Here is a 20837-nt window from a genome sequence, read left to right as displayed (position 1 = left end):
ATGTTTTACGGACTTTCCGGCGTCCATCACGCCAACTACGTTTCGGATAGCCGAATCTTCAAGGTACCTGCTGACAGGAATCTGGCTGCATTTATCTTCCTGATCGGCATTGCCGCGCCATTCATCATACCTTCGCTTTACCTGAACAGTTACATGCTTCCGTGGCTGATCTGGACGGCGGCCGCTTTGGGGCTGAACCTGGTGACAGGTTGGGCGGGGCAGCTTCACCTGGGCTACGCCGCGGTCATGGCGGTCGGCGCCTATTCGGCGATCCATGCCGCGCGTTTCGGGGTGCCGTGGGAATTCGCGCTGATCATCGGCGGGTTGACGTCATCCGTGATCGGCAGCCTGTTTGCTTTTGCCGCTTTGCGGGTCAAGGGACTGTACCTCGCCCTTACCACTCTTGCGATGCAATTTGTGATGGACTGGGTTCTGACCCACTCTCCGGCGATCTCGGGGGGCTCACACGCGTCGCTCCAGTCACCGACATTGGCGCTGCTCGGGCAAGAGATTACCACTGATACTGGCTTCTACTATGTCGCCTTCGGCTGGTGTGTCTTGGTGACGATCTTCATGCTTAATCTCAAGCGTACTGGACTCGGTCGCGCTTTGGTCGCTGTCCGGGAAAAAGACTTTGCAGCCGCGATCCTGGGTGTGAACAGTTTCTACTACAAGATCCTGGCCTTCGCGACGTCGTCTTTCATCGCGGGCGTCAGTGGTGCGTTGCTTGTTGCCACCTTCTTCTTTCTTGCGGCACCTGAGCAGTTTTCGGTGAACGTGTCGATCCAGGTTCTTGCGATGGTGATTGTTGGCGGCCTTGGCAGCATTATCGGTTCCTATTTCGGTGTTGCCCTGATCCTTCTTGTTCCGGGTATCGTGAACGGTCTCGTCGTCACGCTGAGTGACGGGCTTGGCATGCAGATCAACGTTGAAACGCTCGCCCACATCCCCAACGCGGTCTATGGCGCGCTGATCGTCATTGTCCTTCTGATCGAACCGCTTGGTTTGGGAAAACTCTACGGCAACATCAGAGACTACCTGATGGTCTGGCCCTTCGATCAGTTCAAGAAATAAGGGAAATGCCGATGCAAGAAAAAAAAGTTGAAGCCCAGAACATTCTGTCCATGAACAGTGTCGAGGTGCTGTACGACAATGTAATGCTGGCGATCAAAGGTGTTTCGGTCCAGGTTCCTACAGGCGGGATGATCGCACTCTTGGGATCGAACGGAGCGGGAAAAAGCACCACGTTGAAAGCGATCAGCGGTCTTTTGAAGGCTGAGCGCGGACGCATCAGCCGAGGTGAGATAACGTTCCAGGGAGCGGACATTACCGAAGCGCTCGCGCAAAAACGCGTCGAGATGGGCATCTGTCATGTCATCGAAGGGCGACGAGTCTTCGAACACCTGACCCCCGACGAGAACCTGACCGCCGCCGCGCCGCACGGGATGTCCCGATCAACGCTGAATGCGGAAAAGGACAAGATCTACGGATATTTTCCGCGGCTTGCCGAACGCAAAAATTCGCAAGCAGGCTATTTGTCGGGTGGTGAGCAACAGATGCTTGCCATTGGGCGGGCCCTCGTGACCCAGCCGAAGCTGTTGATGCTTGACGAGCCAAGTCTCGGGCTTGCTCCGTTCCTGGTCGAGGAAATCTTCGGCATACTGCAAAAGATCAATAAGGATGAGGGCCTGTCCGTACTACTGGTGGAACAGAACGCCTTGGCGGCTCTGGAAATCGTGTCGCAAGGGTACCTTATCGAGAACGGCCGCGTCGTTATGCACGGCACCGCCGAGGCGCTCAAATCTAACTCCGACATTCAGGAGTTCTATCTAGGCGGCGGAGAGACCGATTTTCACAACGTCAAGCACTACAGCCGACGCAAACGTTGGCTGAGCTAACGTACTATTCGGAAACTGTTCAGGGAGGAACAAATGAAGAAACTTACCAAAGCGTTGGCCGTATTATCAATGTTCGGCGGAGCAATGTTTGGCACCCAGACGCTGGCCGAGCCATTCAAGATCGGCATCTGCTACGATCTCAGCAAAGCCTATACCTTTGCCACGCCGCAGGTTTCGCAGGCCGCGATGGACCTTGCCAAGCTCATCAACATGAAGGGCGGCATCGGTGGGGAACCGGTCGAAGTCATCGTGCGTGACCACGGGAACGAACCGCAGCGCGGAATCGAGTGCTACTCCAAGCTCAGCCGCGAGGGCGTCTTTGTCTTCGATACCCTGTCCACTCCGGTCTCTCTGGCTATCCTGCCGCGGGCCATGGAAGACGAGCGTATCCTGATGCAGTCGCTTGTCGGCCGAGGCGATGCCGTCGACGGCACCGTTTTCGAATGGGTCTATCCGGTCGGACCGACCTATTGGGGACAGGCGGCCAATGATGTTGCCTACATAAAGCAATTGCATGATGGCGACTTGTCGGACGTGAAGGTGGGGTTTGTGTATTTCGATTATCCTTTCGGACAGGAGCCGATCGAGATCCTGGAAACCTTGTCCGAAAAAGAGGGTTTCGAGCTTGAGCTTTACCCTGTGCCACTGCCTGGCAGCGACCAGGCCGGAGTGTGGTCCAAGGTGCGCCGCGACAAGCCCGATCATGTAATCGTCTGGATGTTGGGCGGTGCGCATGTGGTCGCGTCGAAGGAGATGCAGCGCAATCGCATTCCGATGGACAAGTACATCTCGGTCAACTGGTTGAACGAAGTCGATATCGCCAACATCGGTAAAGAGGCCGCCAAGGGTATCAAGCGCGGTACCAATGTCGTGGGCGGTCAGGATATTGCCCTGTATCAGGAAATCATGGCCGAGCTTTATGACAAGGGCGAGGGGTCCGGCCCGATCGAGAAGACGCAGGACGTTTTCTACAACACCGGTCTGGCGATGTATTCAATCATGTTCGAAGCCGCGCGCAGGGCGGCAGAACAGGAAGGCCTTCCGATAACCGCGGAGTCCTACAAAGCCGGACTGGAATCTCTTGAGGGATACGACGCGAACGGGCTGATGGCCCCCATTACGGTGACGGCCGAAGATCATGGCGGCGGCGGTAAGACCCGGATCGAGATGTGGGACGGGGAGACTTGGGTGCCGCAAACCGACTGGATCTCTGAGTACACGGACGTCGTGTGGGACGTGGTGAAAGAAAGTTCCTCAAAATACGAGCAGTGAATGACCAATAGCAGGAAGGGCGACGCTACGCGGGGCGGCAGCGGCGTTTATAAGACAGTATCACCGCCCCAAACCAAACCAACGGGAGAGAGAACATGAAAGTCACACAGCAAATTAAGGCAGTGGTCCTTGCTGCTGCGCTGGCAACAAGCGCGACTGTGGCCTCAGCGCAGGACAAGGAGCCGATCCGCTTCGGACTCTGCTTCGACCTCAGCAAGTCCTACACCTTCATTTCGCCTCAGGTGGCCCAGGCCGCTCAGGACCTCGCGATGTATACCAACGAAAACGGTGGTATCGAAGGGCATCCGGTGGAAATCATCGTGCGCGATCACGGCAACGAACCGCAGCGCGGCGTGGAATGCTACGAGCAGCTCAAGCGTGAAGGTGTATTCATTTTCAACATGCTCTCGACGCCGGTCACGAATGCGGTTCTGCCCCGTGCAATGAGAGACGGTAACATCCTGATGCAATCGTTCGTCGGTCGGGGTGACGCCGTGGATGGCGAGGTGTTCGAATGGGTTTTCCCGGTCGGCCCGACCTATTGGCAGCAGGCGGCGAACGACGTTGCATTCATCAAGGAGCAGATGGGCGGTGATCTGAGCGATGCGAAGATCGGGTTCATCTATCTGGACTACCCCTTTGGCCAGGAACCGATCGAGATCCTGAAAACGCTTTCCGAGAAGGAAGGGTTCGAACTGGAGCTTTATCCCGTGCCGCTTCCCGGGTCGGATCAAGCCGGCGCATGGAGCAAAATCCGCCGCGACAAGCCCGACTATGTGATCAGCTGGCTACTGGCGGGCGGACATGTGGTCGCCTCGAAGGAAATGCGCCGCAACCGTTTCCCGATCGACCGCTATCTGTCGGTGAACTGGCTGAACGAAGTCGATATCGCCAATATCGGCGCGGAAGAGGCGAAAGGCATCCTGCGCGGGACCAACGTGGCCGGCGGCCAGGAAGTCCCGCTCGTCAAGACGATGCTGGACACCTACTATGCCAATGGCGAAGGCAGCGGCCCCGAGAGCTTGGTGCACGATGTCTACTACAACACCGGTCTTGCGATCTATTCGGTCGGTTTCGAAGCTGCCCGTATCGCGATCGAGGAGAACGGATGGCCGTTGACGCCAGAGAGCATGAAAGCGGGCTATGAAGCGATCGAGAACTTCGACGGCAACGGTCTCATGGCGCCGGTCACGGTGACCGCGGAAGACCATGGCGGCGGTGGCAAGACCCGGGTCGAACAGTGGGATGGCGAGACCTGGGTTCCGCTTACCGACTGGAGCGCCGATTACCTCGATATCGTTTGGGAAGTGATCAAGGAAAGCTCCGAGTCGTTCTCAGTCGAATGAACACAAGCATCCCCGCGGCACCCATGCCGCGGGGATTTTTCGCACAAATACAGTCCATGAATAACGAAGTTAATGCTATGAGCCCCATTGATGTGAAGATCGAAGACGGCATCGCAACCGTCTGTATCAACCGGCCCGAACGCAAGAACGCACTTTCCGTGGCCGCAACGAACGGGCTGACGGATGCCTGGGAGAAGATCGAGGCGGATGACAGCATTCGCGCGGCAATACTGACCTCGGCCGATTGCGGCGTGTTCTGTGCCGGGCTGGATCTGAAGGAAGCCACCCAGATCGCGCGGGACGAGGGTGTCGATATCCTGTCCAAGATGCGCGATCCGTTTCACGAAACCATGCGCGCCTGCAAGAAACCGATCATCGCGGCGATGACCGGGTCTTTGATGGCGGGCGGCATGATGCTGACCTTGAATTGCGATCTGCGGGTCGGTCTCAAGGGGACCAAGGTCGGTATCACCGAAGTAAAGATCGGTCGTGGATCGCCCTGGGCATCGCCGGCATTGTCCATGCTGCCACAGCCCATCCTTATGGAGATCGTTCTGACCGGCGACCTGATGCCGATCGAGCGCCTGCACGAATACGGGTTCACCAACTATATCGAAGACACCCCCGATGCTGTCCGCGCACGGGCCTTCGACCTTGCCAAACGCATTGCCAGCGCGGCCCCGCTGTCGGTTGTTGCCGCGAAAGGCAGTGTTCGCGCAACCATGGATCTGGGCTGTGCCGGTGGTCTGGAAGAGGGCAAGCGCCTGCACGAAGTGGTTTACGCCAGCAACGACGCGATTGAAGGCCCCAAGGCCTTCGCTGAAAAACGAGCACCCGTCTGGACTGGGACCTGATGGAGGCTTGAATGACTGAACTTATTCGTCTGGACAGGGAAGGCCCTGTCGGAATCCTGCGGTTTCTTCAGCCGACAAAACGCAACCCTTACAGCATCGGGTTCGTCGAAGAACTGGTGGCGCTCCTGCGCGAAGCCGAACGGGACGATACGATCCGTGTCGTTGTTATGACCGGTGGCGATCATTTCAGCAGCGGCGGCGATCTTGTCGGGTTTCAGTCTGAGATCGCGAAAGGCGCAAGGGCGACATCGGAAATGGTGGACCGCGTGCACGATGGCGGACGCGCGGCCTATCTGTTTTGTAAACCCTTGATTTCCGCGGTATGCGGCGTGGCTTTTGGCGCGGGTCTAAGCCTGGCCTTGTCGGCGGACATTGTCGTTGCTGCCGAAGATGCCCGGCTGTGCGAAGTTTTTGCGCGCGTCGGCGGCTGTCCTGACACGGGATCTAGCTGGCTGCTTCAACAGCGTGCCGGTGCGGGGGTGGCGCGGATGCTGGTGCTCACGGGCCGTGAAATCGACGGGCGCACCGCTAGGGACCTGCGCGTTGTCGAAGAATGCGTGCCGGCCAACCAGGTCGAGGTACGGGCGTTGGAAATTGCCCGCGAGATTGCAACGCACCCGATGTTTGGCGTTCAGACCGCCAAGCGTGTGATGCGCGCCGCAGCCGAGTGCAGCTATCTCGAGGCGCTGGATATCGAGCGCGATGCCCAAAGCGTTTTGCTGTGCGCGCATGACTTTCCCGAGGCGATGAAAGCGTTTTCGGAAAAAAGAGCTCCAGAATTCAAAGACCGTTAGCTCGGTTGAAACCTTATCGCAAAACTCAAGGAGACCACGCCAATGAAGGTACTCGTGCCGGTGAAACGCGTGATCGACTACAACGTGAAGGTCCGCGTCAAGGCGGATGGCAGCGGTGTCGATCTCGCCAACGTCAAGATGTCGATGAACCCGTTCGACGAGATCGCCGTCGAAGAGGCGATCCGCCTGAAGGAAAAGGGCGCTGCCGAAGAGGTCGTCGCCGTCTCGATCGGCGTCAAGCAGGCGCAGGAAACCCTGCGCACCGCGCTGGCCATGGGCGCCGACCGCGCCATCCTGGTGGTTGCCGCCGATGACGTGCACCAGGACATCGAGCCGCTGGCGGTGGCCAAGATCCTGGCCAAGGTCGTCGAAGAGGAAGAGCCCGGCCTGGTGATCTGCGGCAAGCAGGCCATCGACAACGACATGAACGCAACCGGCCAGATGCTGTCGGCGCTGATGGGCTGGAGCCAGGCGACCTTTGCCAGCGAGCTGAACATCGAAGGCGACGACGCCGTGGTGACCCGCGAGGTCGATGGCGGCCTGCAGACCATCAAGGTAAAGATGCCCACGGTCGTCACCGTCGACCTGCGCCTGAACGAGCCGCGCTATGCCTCGCTGCCCAACATCATGAAGGCCAAGAAAAAGCCGCTGGATGAAAAGACCGCCGCCGATTACGGCGTCGACGTCACCCCGCGCCTGACCGTGGTCAAGACGTCCGAGCCGGCCGAACGCGCCGCCGGTGAAATGGTGGGTTCGGTCGACGAGCTCGTGTCGAAACTCAAGGAAAAGGGGGCGGTGTGATGGCTGTTCTTCTTCTTGCCGAAGTCAACAATGGCGAACTGTCGATGGACGCGACGGCCAAGGCCGTGGCCGCTGCCAAGGACCTGGGTGACGTGACCGTGCTGTGTGCCGGCGCCTCGGCCGCCGATGCCGCGAAAGAGGCCGCCACCATCGACGGCGTGGCCAAGGTGCTGGTCGCCGAAGACCCCGCGCTGGGTCATCGCCTGGCGGAATCGACCGCCGACCTGATCGTGGGCCTGGCCGGTGACTACGACCACATCGTCGCGCCCGCCACCACCGACGCCAAGAACGTGCTGCCGCGCGTGGCCGCGCTGCTGGACGTGATGATGCTGACCGATGTTTCGGCCGTCGTCGACGCCGACACGTTCGAGCGCCCGATCTATGCAGGCAACGCGATCCAGACCGTGAAATCGTCGGATGCGAAAAAGGTGATCTCGTTCCGCACCGCCAATTTCGACGCGGCGGGCACCGGCAACTCGGCCTCGGTCGAAACGGTGGACGGCGCGCAGGCGTCGGGCCTGTCGCAATGGGTCGAGGACAAGGTTGCCGAAAGCGACCGGCCCGAACTGACCTCGGCCGGCGTGGTCGTGTCGGGTGGCCGTGGCGTCGGCTCGGAAGACGATTTCGCGCTGATCGAGAAACTGGCCGACAAGCTGGGCGCCGCCGTTGGCGCATCCCGCGCCGCCGTCGACTCGGGCTTTGCCCCGAACGACTGGCAGGTGGGCCAGACCGGCAAGGTGGTCGCCCCCGACCTTTACATCGCCGTCGGCATTTCGGGCGCGATCCAGCACCTTGCGGGCATGAAGGACAGCAAGATCATCGTCGCCATCAACAAGGACGAAGAGGCACCGATCTTCCAGGTCGCCGATTACGGCCTGGTCGCCGACCTGTTCGAAGCCGTGCCCGAACTGACCGAAAAGTTGTAAGTCATTGCAAAAATTATAAAAAGGCCCGCCTGATTTGTCGGGCCTTTTTGTACGAGCCGAATGGGCGGCGAGCGGATCGGACGGACTAGGATGCGCGCGGTCCTAAGCCTTGTGACGCCTCGTCAGAACGGCTCCGGTTCATTGTCAAGAAGCAAAACACTTGTTAGATTTTGGCTCAACACAAGCTTGAATCGATAGGAAAAATTCATGTCTCTGATCAAGAACTCCCCTAGCTGGGCAGTGGATGAACACAAGATGTTCGCCGATAGTACACGCAGGCTTTTCGATGCAGAGATGGCTCCGAAGATTGAAAAATGGGCGGAGCAGGGAATTGTTGACCGCGACTTCTGGAAAACAGTCGGTCAGCAGGGTGTCATGGGTGGCTCGATTGCCGAAGAATATGGTGGGTTCGGTGGCGGCATCGGGTTCGACGCGATTACCGTCTACGAGCAGGGGCGCACCGGTGATACGGGTTGGGGCTATGGGATTCAGTCCATCGTAATCCATTATCTCAACGCATATGGCAGTGAGGAACAGAAGAAAAAGTGGTTGCCGAAACTGGTCAGCGGCGACAGCGTTGCGGCGATTGCCATGACCGAGCCTGGAACGGGCTCTGACCTCCAGAACGTACAAACCTATGCGGAAAAGGATGGCAACCACTACAAGATCAACGGTTCGAAGATCTTTATCACAAACGGGCACACGGCGGATCTCGTTGTTATCGTGGCAAAGACCGATCGCAACGCCGGCGCTAAGGGCGTTTCATTGATCGTTCTGGAAACCGAGGGCACCGAGGGCTTTCGCCGGGGACGGAACCTGAAGAAACTGGGTATGAAAGGTTCGGATACTGCTGAGCTGTTCTTCGAGGATGTGCGCGTGCCCACGGCGAACCTGCTTGGTCCGGAAGAGGGGCAGGGGTTCTACCAGCTGATGAAGCAGCTGCCTTGGGAGCGGCTGATGATCGGCATTACCGCCCTCGGTTTTATTGATTTTGCGATCGATGAAACGGTGAAATATGTTCAGGACCGCAAGGCATTTGGAAGCCGGATCATGGACTTCCAGAATACACGCTTCAAACTGGCGGAATGCAAAACCAAGGCCGAATTGCTACGTTCTTTCGTAAATGACGGGATCGCGCGTCTTGAAGCGGGCGAACTTGATGCGGCCACGGCTTCGATGGCGAAATGGTGGGGCAGCCAGACGCAGAACGAGGTCATGCATGAATGCCTGCAACTTCACGGCGGTTACGGTTTCATGATGGAATACCCCATCGCGCGACTTTATGCCGACAGCAGGGTCCAGATGATCTATGGCGGCACCAACGAGATCATGAAGGAACTGATCGCACGTTCGCTGGATGTTTGATCCGTCGGGTGCCGGGTCGGAGACTAGTCGCCCCCCGGACCGATGATCTCGTCGTTGTGTTCGCCCAGTCCGGGGGCGGGGCGCAGGTCATGCCGCGCCGGTGTCGCCGAGAATCGAATGGGCGGGCGTGTCATCCAGATCGTACCTTCGGTGGGGTGTTCGACCTTCTGAAAGAAACCGGTTACGGAAAGGTGCGGATCGTTCGGCAGATCCGACAGGGTGTTCACCGGCATGGCGGGAATGTCGGCCTGCTCCATCAGGGCCAGCCAGTCGGCGGTTGTCCGCGTCAGCGCAATCCGAGCAACCATGTCGTAAAGGGCGCCGATGTTACGGCTGCGGGTGTCCATGTCGGTGACCCAGACGTGGTTGATCATGTCGTCGCGCCCGACCGTCTTGAAAAACCGCGCCCATTGGGCGTTGGTATAGGGCAGGATCGTGATGAACCCGTCCGCCGTCTGGAGCGGGCGGCGGTGCGGCACCAACATGCGGGCATATCCGAAATTCCTCGGCACCTCGTCGAATGTCGCGCCGTCCATGTGTTCGGCCAGCAGAAACGCCGTCAGCGTTTCGAACATCGGCACCTCGACATGCTGTGCCTGGCCCGTGCGTTCCCGATGAAACAGGGCTGCCATGACGGCATAAGCCGTGGTAACACCGCCAAGCTTGTCGGCAAGAATGGTCGGGGAATAATCGGGTTTTGCCTCTGGATCGCGAAGGGTGGGCAGGCTGGCCAAACCCGAAACCGCCTGGACGATGTCATCAAAGGCCGGTTTCGAAGCGTAAGGCCCGTCCTGCCCGTATCCGGTTGCAGAAACCGTGATCAGGCTCGGGTTCTCGTTCCGTAAGGTTTCCGGATCCAAAGACAATCTGGCAAGCGCCGCGGGCCGGATGCTTGAAATCATCACATCGGCATCGACCAGCAACTTGCGCAGACGGTCGCGATCGGCTTGCGTTTTCAGGTCGAGTACGACGCTGCGCTTGTTGCGGTTGGCCCCTAGAAACGCAGCGCCCATCAACCTGTGCCGCGATGGCTGAACCTGGCGCAGAAGATCGCCCTCGGGCGCTTCCACCTTGATCACATCCGCTCCCAGATCTCCCAGCATCTGCGTGGCCAGAGGACCGAAGATGATCGACGTCAGGTCGATGATCCTGACGCTTTGCAGGATTGCGGTGTTCTTTGCATTGGTCATGGGTTGATTTCCTGTTCTAGGAACGAGAACCGAATTCCGCGCGAATGGCCGCTCCATCGGCGTCCAATGCGGGGGACGGTCCGATCGCGGCTTCGGTGCTGCCGCGTCGTATCGGGGGCATTGCGATGCTGACAGGTCCCGAGGGCGTGCCGATGGTCGCCCGATCAAGTTGCGGGTGATCCGACAGCGCGGCAACGTCGTTCACCGCCGCCGATGCAATGCCCGCGCCATCGAGCAGCTTCAACAATTCGGCACGTTCGTGCGCGCCGAACACGGTCTTGATAAGCTCTTCGAGTTCCGATTTGTGCGCGATCCTGGCTGAATTATCATGGAATCGCGGATCATCGGCCAAGGCCGGGTCGCCGAGAATCTGTACGCAGAACCGGTTCCATTCGCGGCTGTTCTGGACCGAGATGACGACCTGTTCACCGCCTCGGCAGTGGAATGCGCCGTAGGGGCATATGACAGAGTGACCAAGCCCGGTTCTGGGCGTGGGCTGATTGGCATAGTCGTGAAAAAGAAGCGGAACCGCCATCCAGTCCGCCATGACGTCGAACATGGCCACCGAGAGGCCGCTGCCCTTGCCGGTTCGATCACGCCCGACCAGCGCTTCGCAGATCCCGGCATGGGCTGTCATGCCGGTGGCGATATCGCAGACCGACACGCCGACCCGCCCCGGTCCATCCGGCGTGCCGGTCACCGATGCCAGGCCGCTTTCGCATTGCACCAGAAGATCATAGGCCTTGGCGTTGCGCATCGGGCCGTCCTCTCCGTAGCCGGTGATGTCGCAGGTCACCAGACGCGGAAACCTCTCTCGCAGACTTGCGGAATCGAGCCCGAGCTTGGCCAGCGCGCCGGGCAGCAGGTTCTGAATAAACACATCCGCGTTTTCCAGCATCCTGAGCAGGATTTCACGGTCTTCGTCGGCTTTAATGTCCAAGGCGACCGATTCTTTGCCTCGGTTCAGCCATGTGAAATAGGCGCTTTCACCGTTGGCGGCGGTATCGTAGGCGCGGGCGAAATCGCCGGCTCCCTTGCGTTCGATCTTGATCACACGCGCGCCGGCATCGGCCAGCCGCGAGGAGCAAAAAGGCGCGGCGACTGCCTGTTCCAGCGCAACGACGAGTTTGCCGGAAAGGGGGGCTAAATCTGAACCTGGCATGAGTTTCTCTCAATTGATCCTGAAAGGTTGACTAAATCTAACAATTGTTAGAAACATAATCAATACGATTAGACAAAGACTGGATCGCTTGAAGGAGAACGCCGGTGCAGGACGCCAAACGACCAGACCAGTTTTTCCAACGCGCGCTGGCAGAGGGAGAGATCCTGCTGCCCAAGTGCGACGACTGCGGGGGATATCACTTTTTCCCGAGAGTCCTGTGTCCCCATTGTCATGGCAGCGCGATTTCTTGGAAGAAGGCTAGCGGCAAGGGACGGGTCCACACCACAACAGTTGTGCGCCGAAAGCCCGAACGGGGCGGCGATTACAACGTATGCGTCGTCGAGCTGGATGAGGGTGTCCGGATGATGAGCCGGGTCGAGGGCATTGCTCCGGGTGAGGTCGCCATCGACATGCCGGTAACCGCCTTCGTGGGCGAGGCCGAGGGTGTTCCGGCCGTGCTTTTCAAGCCGTCGGAGGGATAAGCCATGACCACTGAACTTCGGGGGAAATCCGCCATCGTAGGTACCGGTCATGCCGGTTTCGGAGAAGCCCATGGCCTGACGGCCTATGATGTCATGGCGCAATCTGCGCTTGCGGCGCTTGGCGATGCCGGGCTGAAACTGTCCGACGTCGACGGGCTGTTTTGCACCATGATGGAAGACAGCATGCCGGCGCTTATGGCGGCGGAGTATCTGGGCATCCAGCCCCGTTTCATTGATGGCACGATGTCGGGCGGTTCGTCTTTCGTAAACTACCTGACGTCCGCGACCATGGCGCTGGACGCCGGTCTGTGTGATGTCGCGCTGATTGTTTATGGCTCCAACCAGCGCACCGCGTCGGGCAGACTCGTGACCGCTTCACGTCCGCCGGCCTACGAGGCGCCGTATAATCCGCGCTATCCGATCTCGGCCTATGCGATGGCGGCGGCGCGGCACATGCATGAATATGGCACCACCCGCGAACAGCTGGCCGACGTGGCCGTTGCTGCGCGGGCCTGGGCGCAGCACAACCCCGAAGCGTTCGAGCGCGGCCCGCTGACCCGCGAGGACGTGTTGGGTGCGCGCATGGTGGGCGATCCATTGACCGTGCGCGACTGTTGTCTTGTCACCGACGGCGGCGGCGCGATCGTAATGGTCCGCGCGGACCGCGCCCGGGATTTCCCGAAGGCGCCTGTCTATGTGCTGGGCAGTGCTGCGGCAAGCTCGCACCGGCAGATTTCGCAGATGAAGGATTTCACCGTGACCGCAGCCCGCGACTCGGGCGCGCGCGCCTTTGCGACGGCCGGCGTGACCCCTGCGGATATCCAGGCGGTCGAGCTCTATGATGCCTTCACCATCAATACCATCCTGTTTCTTGAAGATCTGGGGTTCTGCGCCAAGGGCGATGGCGGGGCCTTTGTCCAGGGCGGGCGCATCGCGCCTGGCGGGGCCTTGCCGGTGAACACGAATGGCGGAGGCCTGTCCTGTGTGCACCCCGGGATGTACGGTATCTTCACAGTGATCGAGGCTGCTCGTCAGATCCGTGGCGACGCGCCGGGCATTCAGTTGAAGGATATTGATCTGGCGCTGGCGCATGGCAACGGCGGTGTGCTGTCCAGTCAGGTCACGGCCATACTTGGATCGCAAAACACGCTCTGACGGCAACTAAGGGAGGAAAGATCATGCCACTGGATTTCGAAGCACTTTCGAATTGGGATTTCGAAGAGATCAAGCAGACTCTGACCGAGCGGGATACCATCCTTTACGCACTCGGGCTGGGGTTCGGCGAAGATCCGACAGACAAGAAAGAACTGGCCTTTGTCTATGAGGACGGTCTGAAGGCGGTTCCCTCGATGGCGGTCATTTTGGGGTATCCCGGCTTCTGGCTGCGCGATCCCAAGACCGGCGTAAACTGGCAAAAAGTGCTGCACGGAGAACAGTGGCTCGACATCTACAAGCCGCTGCCGACACATGGCCGGATTGTCGGCCGCAGCCAGATCGACTTCATCTCGGACAAGGGCGAGGGCAAGGGCGCTGTGATCTATCAAAGCCGCGAGATCATCGACGCGGACAGCGGCGACAAGCTGGCACGCGTCGCGATGTCGGCCTTCGCCCGGGGCGACGGCGGATTCGGCGGCGAGAACAGGCCCGGCCCGACGCCGGCGGTGCTGCCGGACCGGGTGCCCGATCACATATGTGATATCGAGACGCTTCCGCGCCAGGCGCTGATCTACCGGCTCAGCGGCGACATGAACCCGCTGCATGCCGACCCCGATGTCGCGCGGTCGGTCGGGTTCGACCGCCCGATCCTGCACGGTTTGGCGACCTATGGTCTGGCCGCCCGGGCGATTCTCAAGACGTTGCTGGACTATGATTCTGCCCGGCTTGTCGGTCTGGATGTTCGGTTCTCGGCTCCGGTCTATCCCGGCGAAACCGTGCGGTTCGAAATCTGGGAAGAGGACGGCGAGGCCCGGTTTCGAGCGTCTATTCCTGCACGCGACGTGGTTGTTCTGAACAACGGCGCGGCGCGCTTTGCCTGAGGCAGTGAAGATGGCTCAACCGCTCAAGGATATCCTGGTGCTGGATTTCAGCACACTTCTTCCCGGTCCGATGGCGACGCTCATGCTGTCCGAGGCTGGCGCCGAAGTGATCAAGTTCGAACGGCCCGGAGCCGGCGAGGACGCGCGCCACACGGAGCCAAAGATCGACGGAGAGAGCATCGGATTTGCTGTGTTGAACCACGGCAAGCGATCGGTGGCCATCGACCTCAAGTCAAGGGGCGCAGTGGAACGTCTGCGCCCCTTGATCGAGAAGGCCGATGTTCTGGTAGAGCAGTTTCGTCCCGGCGTGATGGACCGGCTGGGGCTTGGTTATGAAGCGGTGCGAAAGATCAATCCCGGTCTCATCTATTGTTCGATCACCGGCTATGGCCAGACCGGACCAAAGGCCAGCGCCGCCGGCCACGATCTCAACTACGTCGGTGATGCGGGTATCCTGTCGCTCAGTCGCGGACCGGATGACCAGCCAACAGCCCCGTTCGGGCTGGTCGCCGATATCGGAGGCGGAACCTATCCTGCGGTGATGAATATCCTGCTGGCCCTGATTGCGCGGCAGGCAAGCGGGCAGGGGACGCATCTGGATATCGCAATGGCCGAGGGGGCGTTCGCCTTTGCCTATTGGGCCCATGCCGAAGGTGTGATTGCCGGGCAGAACATCGAAAGCGGTGGCAGCCGTCTGACGGGTGGCCTGGCCCGGTATCGGCTTTATACGGCTGCGGACGGGCGTCAGATCGCCGTCGGCGCGTTGGAAGAAAAGTTCTGGCAGTCGTTCTGCGATGTCATTGGTTTGCCTGTGGCCCTTCGCGATGACTGGTCCGATCCAAATGCCTGTGCCGCAGAGGTTGCACGTCGTCTGAGGGAACACCCCTCGACCCATTGGGAGCCTTTGCTGGCTGCGGCAGATTGCTGCTGTTCGGTCGTGAAGACGCCCGCCGAGGCGGCGCGTGACCCGCATTTCAAAGCGCGTGACGTGTTCGGGCGGACCGTAAAAATCTCCGGCCGGGACGCGCCCGCTTTGCCGCTGCCAATTGCCCCGGAGTTCCGTTCTTCCGGAAATTCGGTCGGAGTTGCAGCCACTCTGGGCGAAGACAATCCGCGTTATGGCGTGGACCAACCGAAAACAGAGTAAATCCCGTTGACGGGCAGGATTTGAATCGGTAATCTAACATTTGTTAGAAAAAGGGGGGGCCAATGGACAAGTCTGACGATGACCTGCCGACTGAAGCTGAGCGTTATGTCATGCCATCGCGCTTTGTGGAAAGCGATAGCGTGGAAGTGCAGGGTTTCGTGACATCGGCTTTGCGTGATCTTCCTGTGGACGCAACCAATCGAGACAAGGCGATCCGCCTGTTCGAAGCGGTGCGCGACGATATTCGCTATGATCCCTATTGTTTTGCGCTGGATGAGGACTCTTACCGTGCCAGCCGTATCGCTGGCGCGGAAGCGGCGTTTTGCGTTCCCAAGGCAATTCTTCTGGCGGCTTGTTTGCGTGCTGTGGGTATCCCCGCCGCTCTGGGGTTCGCGGATGTGCGCAACCACCTGAATACACCCAAGTTGCAGGAGTTGATGGGGACCGATCTCTTTATCTACCACGGCTATGTTCAGCTGTGGTTGGGGAATGAGGCCTACAAGGTGACACCTGCATTCAACATGGAACTGTGTGAAAGATTCGGGGTCAAACCCCTGGTCTTCGACGGCTATCACGACGCGCTCTTTCATGAGTTCGACGAACAGAATCACCGGCACATGGAATATGTGAACGACCGTGGTCTCTATTTCGACGCGCCGATGGGTGAGTTCCTGATGGCGTTCAAGGAAACCTATCCGAAGCTGGAAGAATTCAACCGCATCCGGATATCCAAGGATGCGAGCGGATACGATGACGGTTTCGCAAAGGAGGGTGCCTCTTGAGGTATCTGGAAGACTTCTCGCCGGGCCAAGTCTATCGCTTTCGCAGCGCTCCGATGAGCGCGGATTCGATAAAGGCCTTTGCCAAGGAATGGGATCCGCAGCGGCTGCACACCGATGAAGACTATGCAACCGCCATACATGGCAGCCTGATCGCCTCGGGCTTTCAGACCATGCTTGAGGTGTTCAAGCCGGTCATGACCGAGATGATGGTCGATGTTGCCAATATCGGCGGCATGGGCTTTGACAATTTGCGCTGGCTGCGGCCTGTGCACCCGAACGAACCCCTTGATGTCGAACTGACGGTCAACTCGGTCACACCGTCAAAAAGCAAGCCCGACAGAGGTGTTTTGCACTATACGCTCAGCGCCAAAAACCCCGAGGGCGAGGTCGTTTTTTCGACCGACACCCCTGTGATGATCCAGCGAAAACAAAATGACACAAACTGAGTTCCTTTCCAGCGAACAAGAAGACCTTCGCCTGTTGCGCGAGAGCGTGCGCACGTTGTTTGAACGGGCGGGCGGAAGTGACAGAGCCCGACAACTCCGTGATGCCGGGGGCGGTTTCGATCCGGAGATGGTCCGGGAACTGGCCGAGGCCGGTGTTTTCGGCGTGGCGGTGCCCGAAGATCAGGGCGGGCTTGGCATGGGCCTAGCCGCCGGGGGTGTCATCGCCGAGGAAGTCGGCCGTGTGTTTGCCCCGGAACCGGTCGTGTCGACGATAGGTCTGAGCCTCGGCCTTCTGCGCCGCCTTTGTCCGGATCATCCGAAGATGGCACAGCTCATCGGCGGCGAAATTTCATTGGCGGTTGCCTGGCAGGAACGCGGCCCCGACGGGGCGCCTGCCGATGCGACCTGCCGATACGCGGACGGAAAGCTGACCGGTGGCAAGGCCTGGGTCGTCGGTGCGATCGGTTCGCACGGGTTCCTTGTCGTGGCCGAACAGGATGATGGTCCGGTTCTGGTTCTGGCTGAGGCAGACGCGCAGGGGCTTGTCATCGACAAGCGGACGCAGGCGGATGGCAGCTCTCTGGGCGAGCTTTCGTTTTCGGGAACTCCGGCCGCGGAATTGGCCAGCAGCGGTGCGGTTCTCACTGCACTGGCCGAGGCTGTCGCCGATGCAACGGCGCTTGCCGCGGCCGAGCTTGTCGGCGTGAGCGAGCGCGCCTTCGAGATCACGCTCGACTACATCAAGACGCGGGAGCAGTTCGACAAGCCGATCGGATCATTCCAGGTCATCCAGCACCGTGCCGTCGACCTCAACGTGATGTGCGAGGTCGCGCAGGCCGGAGTGCGGGAGGCGCTTGCGCAGATGGACAGCGAAACCGATCCAAAAGTCCGGGCGCGGCTTGCCAGCCGGGCCAAGGCTCGCGCGGTCACCGCCGCCAAGAAGATCACGCGCGACGCCATCCAGCTGCACGGGGCCGTCGGTTATACCGACGAGTTCGACATCGGGCTTTATCTGAACCGAGCGCTGGTTCTGTCCGCTTGGCTGGGCGATGACGCCTACCACAGACGGCTTTGGTTCGAGGCGCGAGAACAGGAAGGAGCCGCACAATGACCGACTGGAACGCAATGAGCGATGCGGATTTCCGCAAGGAAGTGCGCGCGTTCTTCGAGGCGGAATATCCCGAAGAGCTGCGCCACCTGCCGCACCGACCGAAGTTCGCCGAGATCGAACATTGGCACCGCAAGCTTCACGCCAAGGGCTGGGTTGCGCCAGCCTGGCCCGCTGAATTCGGCGGTATGGGCCTAAACGCTGCTAAGCTGCTGATCTTTTATGAAGAGCAGCAGCGCTGGGGCGTCAATCGCGGTCGCGACATGGGCGTGCAGATGGTCGGGCCCCTGATCATCAAATTCGGCACCCAGGACCAGAAAGACTATTGGCTGCCACGTATTCTGAGCTGCGAGGACATCTGGTGCCAGGGCTATTCCGAGCCCGGTGCCGGGTCCGATCTTGCCAATCTGCGCACACGCGCGGAAATTGACGGCGACGATTTCGTCATTAACGGCCAGAAGATCTGGACGACGATGGCGCATGATGCCACGCACATCTTCATGCTGGTGCGCACCGATCCCGATGCGCCGAAGAAACAGCAGGGCATCAGTTTCCTTCTTGCTCCGATGGATCAGCCGGGGATCGAGGTGCGCACGATCACCACCCTTTCGGGTGAGACCGAATTTTGCGAGGTGTTCTTCGACAATGCCCGCACTCCCCGGGAAAACCTGGTCGGCGAACTGAACAAGGGCTGGACGATGGCCAAGGCGCTTTTGAGCTTCGAGCGCATCTTCATCGGCTCGCCAAGTCTGGCCCAGAACGCTCTGGGACAGCTTGAAAGCTTTGCCCGTGGCCGTGGCGCGTTTGACGATCCGGTGTTCCGTGACCGCTTTGCCCAAGCGGCACTGGATGTGGAAGATCATGCCGCGCTTTATGCCCGTTTTGCAGATCAGCTCAAACGTGGCGAGACGCTCGGTGCGGATGTGTCCATGCTGAAGATCTGGGTGACTGAATGCTTCCAGCGCATCACCGAGCTGATGATCGAAGCAGCCGGTCCCGATGGCGGCTCCATCGGGCCGCTTCAGGTTGGCAATGTTAGCGTCGACGTTTTGTCGAGCTTCTACAAGGCCAGACCTACCACGATCTACGGTGGATCGAACGAAATCCAAAGAAACATCCTGTCCAAGGCCGTCCTGGGACTGCCTGGCTGAACCCATACCCTGAGGAGGAAAAGACCTATGTCGGAGCGTTACGCAAAGTACGACAAACTGAAATTTGACTACCCGGCGGATCGCGTCCTGCGCATCACGTTCGACCGGCCCGAGACATTCAACTCGGTCGATGCCGAAACCCACACCCAGATGACGGACATGTGGATCGACATCGACCGCGACCCCGACATCAACGCGGTCATCGTGACCGGCGCGGGCAAGGCGTTTTCGGCGGGCGGCGATTTCAGCCTGATTGAGAAGATGATCGGCGACTCGCACGAGATCATGAAGACGTGGAAAGAAGCCAAGGATCTCGTCTACAACATCATCAACTGCAACAAGCCGATCATTTCCGCGATCAATGGCCCTGCGGCAGGCGCGGGCCTTGTGGTTGCCATCCTGGCCGACATCTCGATCGCCGGGAAACGGGCAAAGATTGTCGATGGTCATCCGCGTCTGGGCGTTGCCGCTGGCGATGTCGCGGCGATTATCTGGCCGCTGCTGACCTCGATGGCCAAGGCGAAATACTATCTGATGACCTGCAAGCCGGTGTCGGGCGAAGAGGCCGAGCGCATCGGTCTGGTGTCAATGTGCGTCGAGGATGACGAGCTTCAGCAGATCGCTTTGGACACGGCTGTCGAACTGGCCAACGGCTCGCAAAGCGCGATCCGCTGGACCAAGTATTCGCTGAACAACTGGCTGCGCCAGGCCGGGCCGATCTTTGATGCGTCGACCGCGCTGGAGATGCTTGGTTTTATGAGCGAGGACGTCAAGGAAGGTGTGTTGTCGCACCGCGAGAAGCGCGCGCCAAACTTCCGCAAGGACTGCCCGCTTTAACGCCCGATTGGACGAGGAGGCATGGAAATGTCTGATGATATCTACAAAGATATAGCGCAAGCCTATGCCGCTGCGGCCGAAAAAGCTCCTGGCCTGAAATCGCGATTTACGGCTGCCGGATTCGATCCGGCAGCCGTCACATCGGTGGCGGACCTCTCGCGACTTCCAGTGATGAAAAAAGAAGAGCTTCTGAAGATCCAGCGCGAGAACCCGCCTTTCGGCGGATTCCTTGCCTCGGATCTGAAGGATATTGGACGGATCTACGTGTCCCCTGGCCCAATTTTCGAGCCGGCCCTTTCGGGCGAGGGAGGTCATGGCCTGGACCTGCTTTTCAAGGCGGCAGGCGTGGGGCCGGGGGATATCATCCTGAACACCTGGATGTATCATCTTGTGCCCGCAGGCTTGCTGTTCGACGAAGCGGCACAGGCCGCAGGTGCCACGGTGATTCCCGGCGGCGTGGGCAATACCGAGCTTCAGGCGCAGATCATCGTCGAAACCGGCGTGACTTCGATCTGCGCCTCGACCGCGTTTTTCCTGACGCTGGCGGACAAGGTGATCGAAACCTATGGCCGCGACGCATGGAAGGTGAAGACAGCCTTCCTCGGCGGTGAGATGGGCGACTGGATGGCCAAGCGCCGCCGGATCGAGGCCGAATACGGCGTGTCCACCTGGGCCGCCTATGCCACCGCCGATCTAGGCCTTGTCGCCTATGAGGATGGCGGCGAAGGCTATCTGGTTCATCCCGACCGCGTGGTGCAGATCTGCGATCCGGTCAGCGGCGAACAGGTCGCCCATGGCGAACCGGGCGAGGTTGTCGTGACCGCGCGCGATGCCACCTGGCCGATGATCCGGTTCGGCACCGGCGACAGCGCCTTTGCCCTGGAAAGCAACGCGGATGGCACCGTCAGCCGGATTTCAGCATTGCAGGGACGGGTCGGGGCAGCGGTCAAAGTGCGCGAGATTTTCGTTTATCCGCGCGTGGTTGAAGAAGTTGTCATCGGCACGCCGGGCGCAAAGGCCGCGCAGGCCGTGGTAACGCGCGAGAACGATCGCGACATGATCCGCCTCTCGCTTGTGCTGGAAGACGGTGCCGACGCTTCTGCTGCGGAAGCAGCCGCCGCCAAAAACTTCAAACTGCATACACGAATTCGTGTCGACGAAGTGAACATTGTTTCGGAACTACCCGAAAATGCAGAACTGATCGTCAACCAAAAGGACCGCTAAGATCGGGTCTCGATCA

At 59.7% G+C, this 20837-nt stretch carries 21 protein-coding genes; 19 read left to right on the top strand and 2 right to left on the bottom strand.

From position 1 onward, the window contains the following. From F3H87_RS17095 to F3H87_RS17055, 9 genes are all read left to right on the top strand, one after another. Complete coding sequence (locus tag F3H87_RS17095) at positions 1–1074, top strand: branched-chain amino acid ABC transporter permease (RefSeq protein WP_027264304.1); 1074 nt, start codon at positions 1–3, stop codon at positions 1072–1074. Between the two features lie 5 nt (positions 1075–1079). Further along, complete coding sequence (locus F3H87_RS17090; RefSeq protein ID WP_370330538.1) at positions 1080–1898, top strand: ABC transporter ATP-binding protein; 819 nt, start codon at positions 1080–1082, stop codon at positions 1896–1898. Positions 1899–1931: 33 nt separating this feature from the next. Beyond that, positions 1932–3170, top strand: coding sequence for an ABC transporter substrate-binding protein (locus F3H87_RS17085; protein ID WP_027264306.1), 1239 nt, complete (start codon positions 1932–1934; stop codon positions 3168–3170). A gap of 95 nt (positions 3171–3265) precedes the next feature. Continuing rightward, the gene (locus F3H87_RS17080) at positions 3266–4516 is read left to right on the top strand and encodes an ABC transporter substrate-binding protein (protein ID WP_027264307.1); all 1251 of its coding nucleotides are present in this window, start codon (positions 3266–3268) and stop codon (positions 4514–4516) included. Positions 4517–4593: 77 nt separating this feature from the next. Beyond that, positions 4594–5370: an enoyl-CoA hydratase/isomerase family protein gene (locus tag F3H87_RS17075; RefSeq protein ID WP_027264308.1), complete on the top strand. Its 777-nt coding sequence runs from the start codon at positions 4594–4596 to the stop codon at positions 5368–5370. An 11-nt stretch (positions 5371–5381) separates the two neighbouring features. Beyond that, positions 5382–6164, top strand: a complete 783-nt coding sequence (locus tag F3H87_RS17070) for an enoyl-CoA hydratase/isomerase family protein (protein ID WP_027264309.1) — start codon at positions 5382–5384, stop codon at positions 6162–6164. A gap of 42 nt (positions 6165–6206) precedes the next feature. Continuing rightward, positions 6207–6965 carry an electron transfer flavoprotein subunit beta/FixA family protein gene (locus F3H87_RS17065; RefSeq protein WP_027264310.1) on the top strand — a complete coding sequence of 253 codons (759 nt, stop codon included), beginning with the start codon at positions 6207–6209 and terminating at the stop codon, positions 6963–6965. Then, positions 6965–7891 (top strand): FAD-binding protein, encoded by a 927-nt coding sequence (locus F3H87_RS17060; protein WP_027264311.1) that lies wholly within the window; start codon positions 6965–6967, stop codon positions 7889–7891. Before F3H87_RS17065 ends, F3H87_RS17060 begins: the two co-directional genes overlap by 1 nt. Positions 7892–8098: 207 nt before the next feature. Further along, complete coding sequence (locus tag F3H87_RS17055) at positions 8099–9256, top strand: acyl-CoA dehydrogenase family protein (protein WP_027264312.1); 1158 nt, start codon at positions 8099–8101, stop codon at positions 9254–9256. 23 nt (positions 9257–9279) lie between these two features. On the opposite strand, the gene F3H87_RS17050 is transcribed toward F3H87_RS17055, so the two are convergent. Both F3H87_RS17050 and F3H87_RS17045 read right to left on the bottom strand, forming a co-directional pair. Beyond that, the gene (locus F3H87_RS17050) at positions 9280–10446 is read right to left on the bottom strand and encodes a CaiB/BaiF CoA transferase family protein (protein ID WP_027264313.1); all 1167 of its coding nucleotides are present in this window, start codon (positions 10444–10446) and stop codon (positions 9280–9282) included. A gap of 16 nt (positions 10447–10462) precedes the next feature. Next, complete coding sequence (locus tag F3H87_RS17045) at positions 10463–11608, bottom strand: CaiB/BaiF CoA transferase family protein (RefSeq protein ID WP_027264314.1); 1146 nt, start codon at positions 11606–11608, stop codon at positions 10463–10465. A gap of 104 nt (positions 11609–11712) precedes the next feature. Here F3H87_RS17045 and F3H87_RS17040 point away from each other — a divergent pair, with 104 nt between their 5' ends. The 10 genes from F3H87_RS17040 (at position 11713) to F3H87_RS16995 (ending at position 20821) form a co-directional block, all read left to right on the top strand. Then, positions 11713–12090 carry a Zn-ribbon domain-containing OB-fold protein gene (locus F3H87_RS17040; protein WP_027264315.1) on the top strand — a complete coding sequence of 126 codons (378 nt, stop codon included), beginning with the start codon at positions 11713–11715 and terminating at the stop codon, positions 12088–12090. A 3-nt stretch (positions 12091–12093) separates the two neighbouring features. Beyond that, entirely contained in the window at positions 12094–13245 is a 1152-nt protein-coding gene (locus tag F3H87_RS17035) for a thiolase (protein ID WP_027264316.1), read from the top strand. Positions 13246–13268: 23 nt separating this feature from the next. Further along, positions 13269–14126 (top strand): MaoC/PaaZ C-terminal domain-containing protein, encoded by an 858-nt coding sequence (locus tag F3H87_RS17030; RefSeq protein WP_027264317.1) that lies wholly within the window; start codon positions 13269–13271, stop codon positions 14124–14126. 10 nt (positions 14127–14136) lie between these two features. Further along, the gene (locus F3H87_RS17025) at positions 14137–15273 is read left to right on the top strand and encodes a CaiB/BaiF CoA transferase family protein (RefSeq protein ID WP_027264318.1); all 1137 of its coding nucleotides are present in this window, start codon (positions 14137–14139) and stop codon (positions 15271–15273) included. A gap of 62 nt (positions 15274–15335) precedes the next feature. Continuing rightward, the gene (locus F3H87_RS17020) at positions 15336–16055 is read left to right on the top strand and encodes a transglutaminase-like domain-containing protein (protein WP_027264319.1); all 720 of its coding nucleotides are present in this window, start codon (positions 15336–15338) and stop codon (positions 16053–16055) included. Then, complete coding sequence (locus tag F3H87_RS17015) at positions 16052–16501, top strand: MaoC family dehydratase (RefSeq protein ID WP_027264320.1); 450 nt, start codon at positions 16052–16054, stop codon at positions 16499–16501. Before F3H87_RS17020 ends, F3H87_RS17015 begins: the two co-directional genes overlap by 4 nt. Then, positions 16488–17612, top strand: coding sequence for an acyl-CoA dehydrogenase family protein (locus tag F3H87_RS17010; RefSeq protein WP_027264321.1), 1125 nt, complete (start codon positions 16488–16490; stop codon positions 17610–17612). The genes F3H87_RS17015 and F3H87_RS17010 overlap by 14 nt, the downstream gene beginning before the upstream one ends. Continuing rightward, a complete protein-coding gene (locus tag F3H87_RS17005) occupies positions 17609–18760 on the top strand; it encodes an acyl-CoA dehydrogenase family protein (protein ID WP_027264322.1) in 1152 nt (383 codons plus the stop codon). The genes F3H87_RS17010 and F3H87_RS17005 overlap by 4 nt, the downstream gene beginning before the upstream one ends. A gap of 27 nt (positions 18761–18787) precedes the next feature. Beyond that, positions 18788–19597 carry an enoyl-CoA hydratase/isomerase family protein gene (locus F3H87_RS17000; RefSeq protein WP_027264323.1) on the top strand — a complete coding sequence of 270 codons (810 nt, stop codon included), beginning with the start codon at positions 18788–18790 and terminating at the stop codon, positions 19595–19597. Positions 19598–19624: 27 nt separating this feature from the next. Continuing rightward, positions 19625–20821: a phenylacetate--CoA ligase family protein gene (locus F3H87_RS16995; RefSeq protein WP_223228105.1), complete on the top strand. Its 1197-nt coding sequence runs from the start codon at positions 19625–19627 to the stop codon at positions 20819–20821. The last annotated feature ends 16 nt before the right edge of the window (positions 20822–20837 follow it).

Source organism: Lutimaribacter pacificus (assembly GCF_900142185.1).
Taxonomy (GTDB): domain Bacteria; phylum Pseudomonadota; class Alphaproteobacteria; order Rhodobacterales; family Rhodobacteraceae; genus Lutimaribacter; species Lutimaribacter pacificus.
Note: the sequence above shows the minus strand (reverse complement) of the source record. Positions and strands in the feature narration are given on the sequence as shown.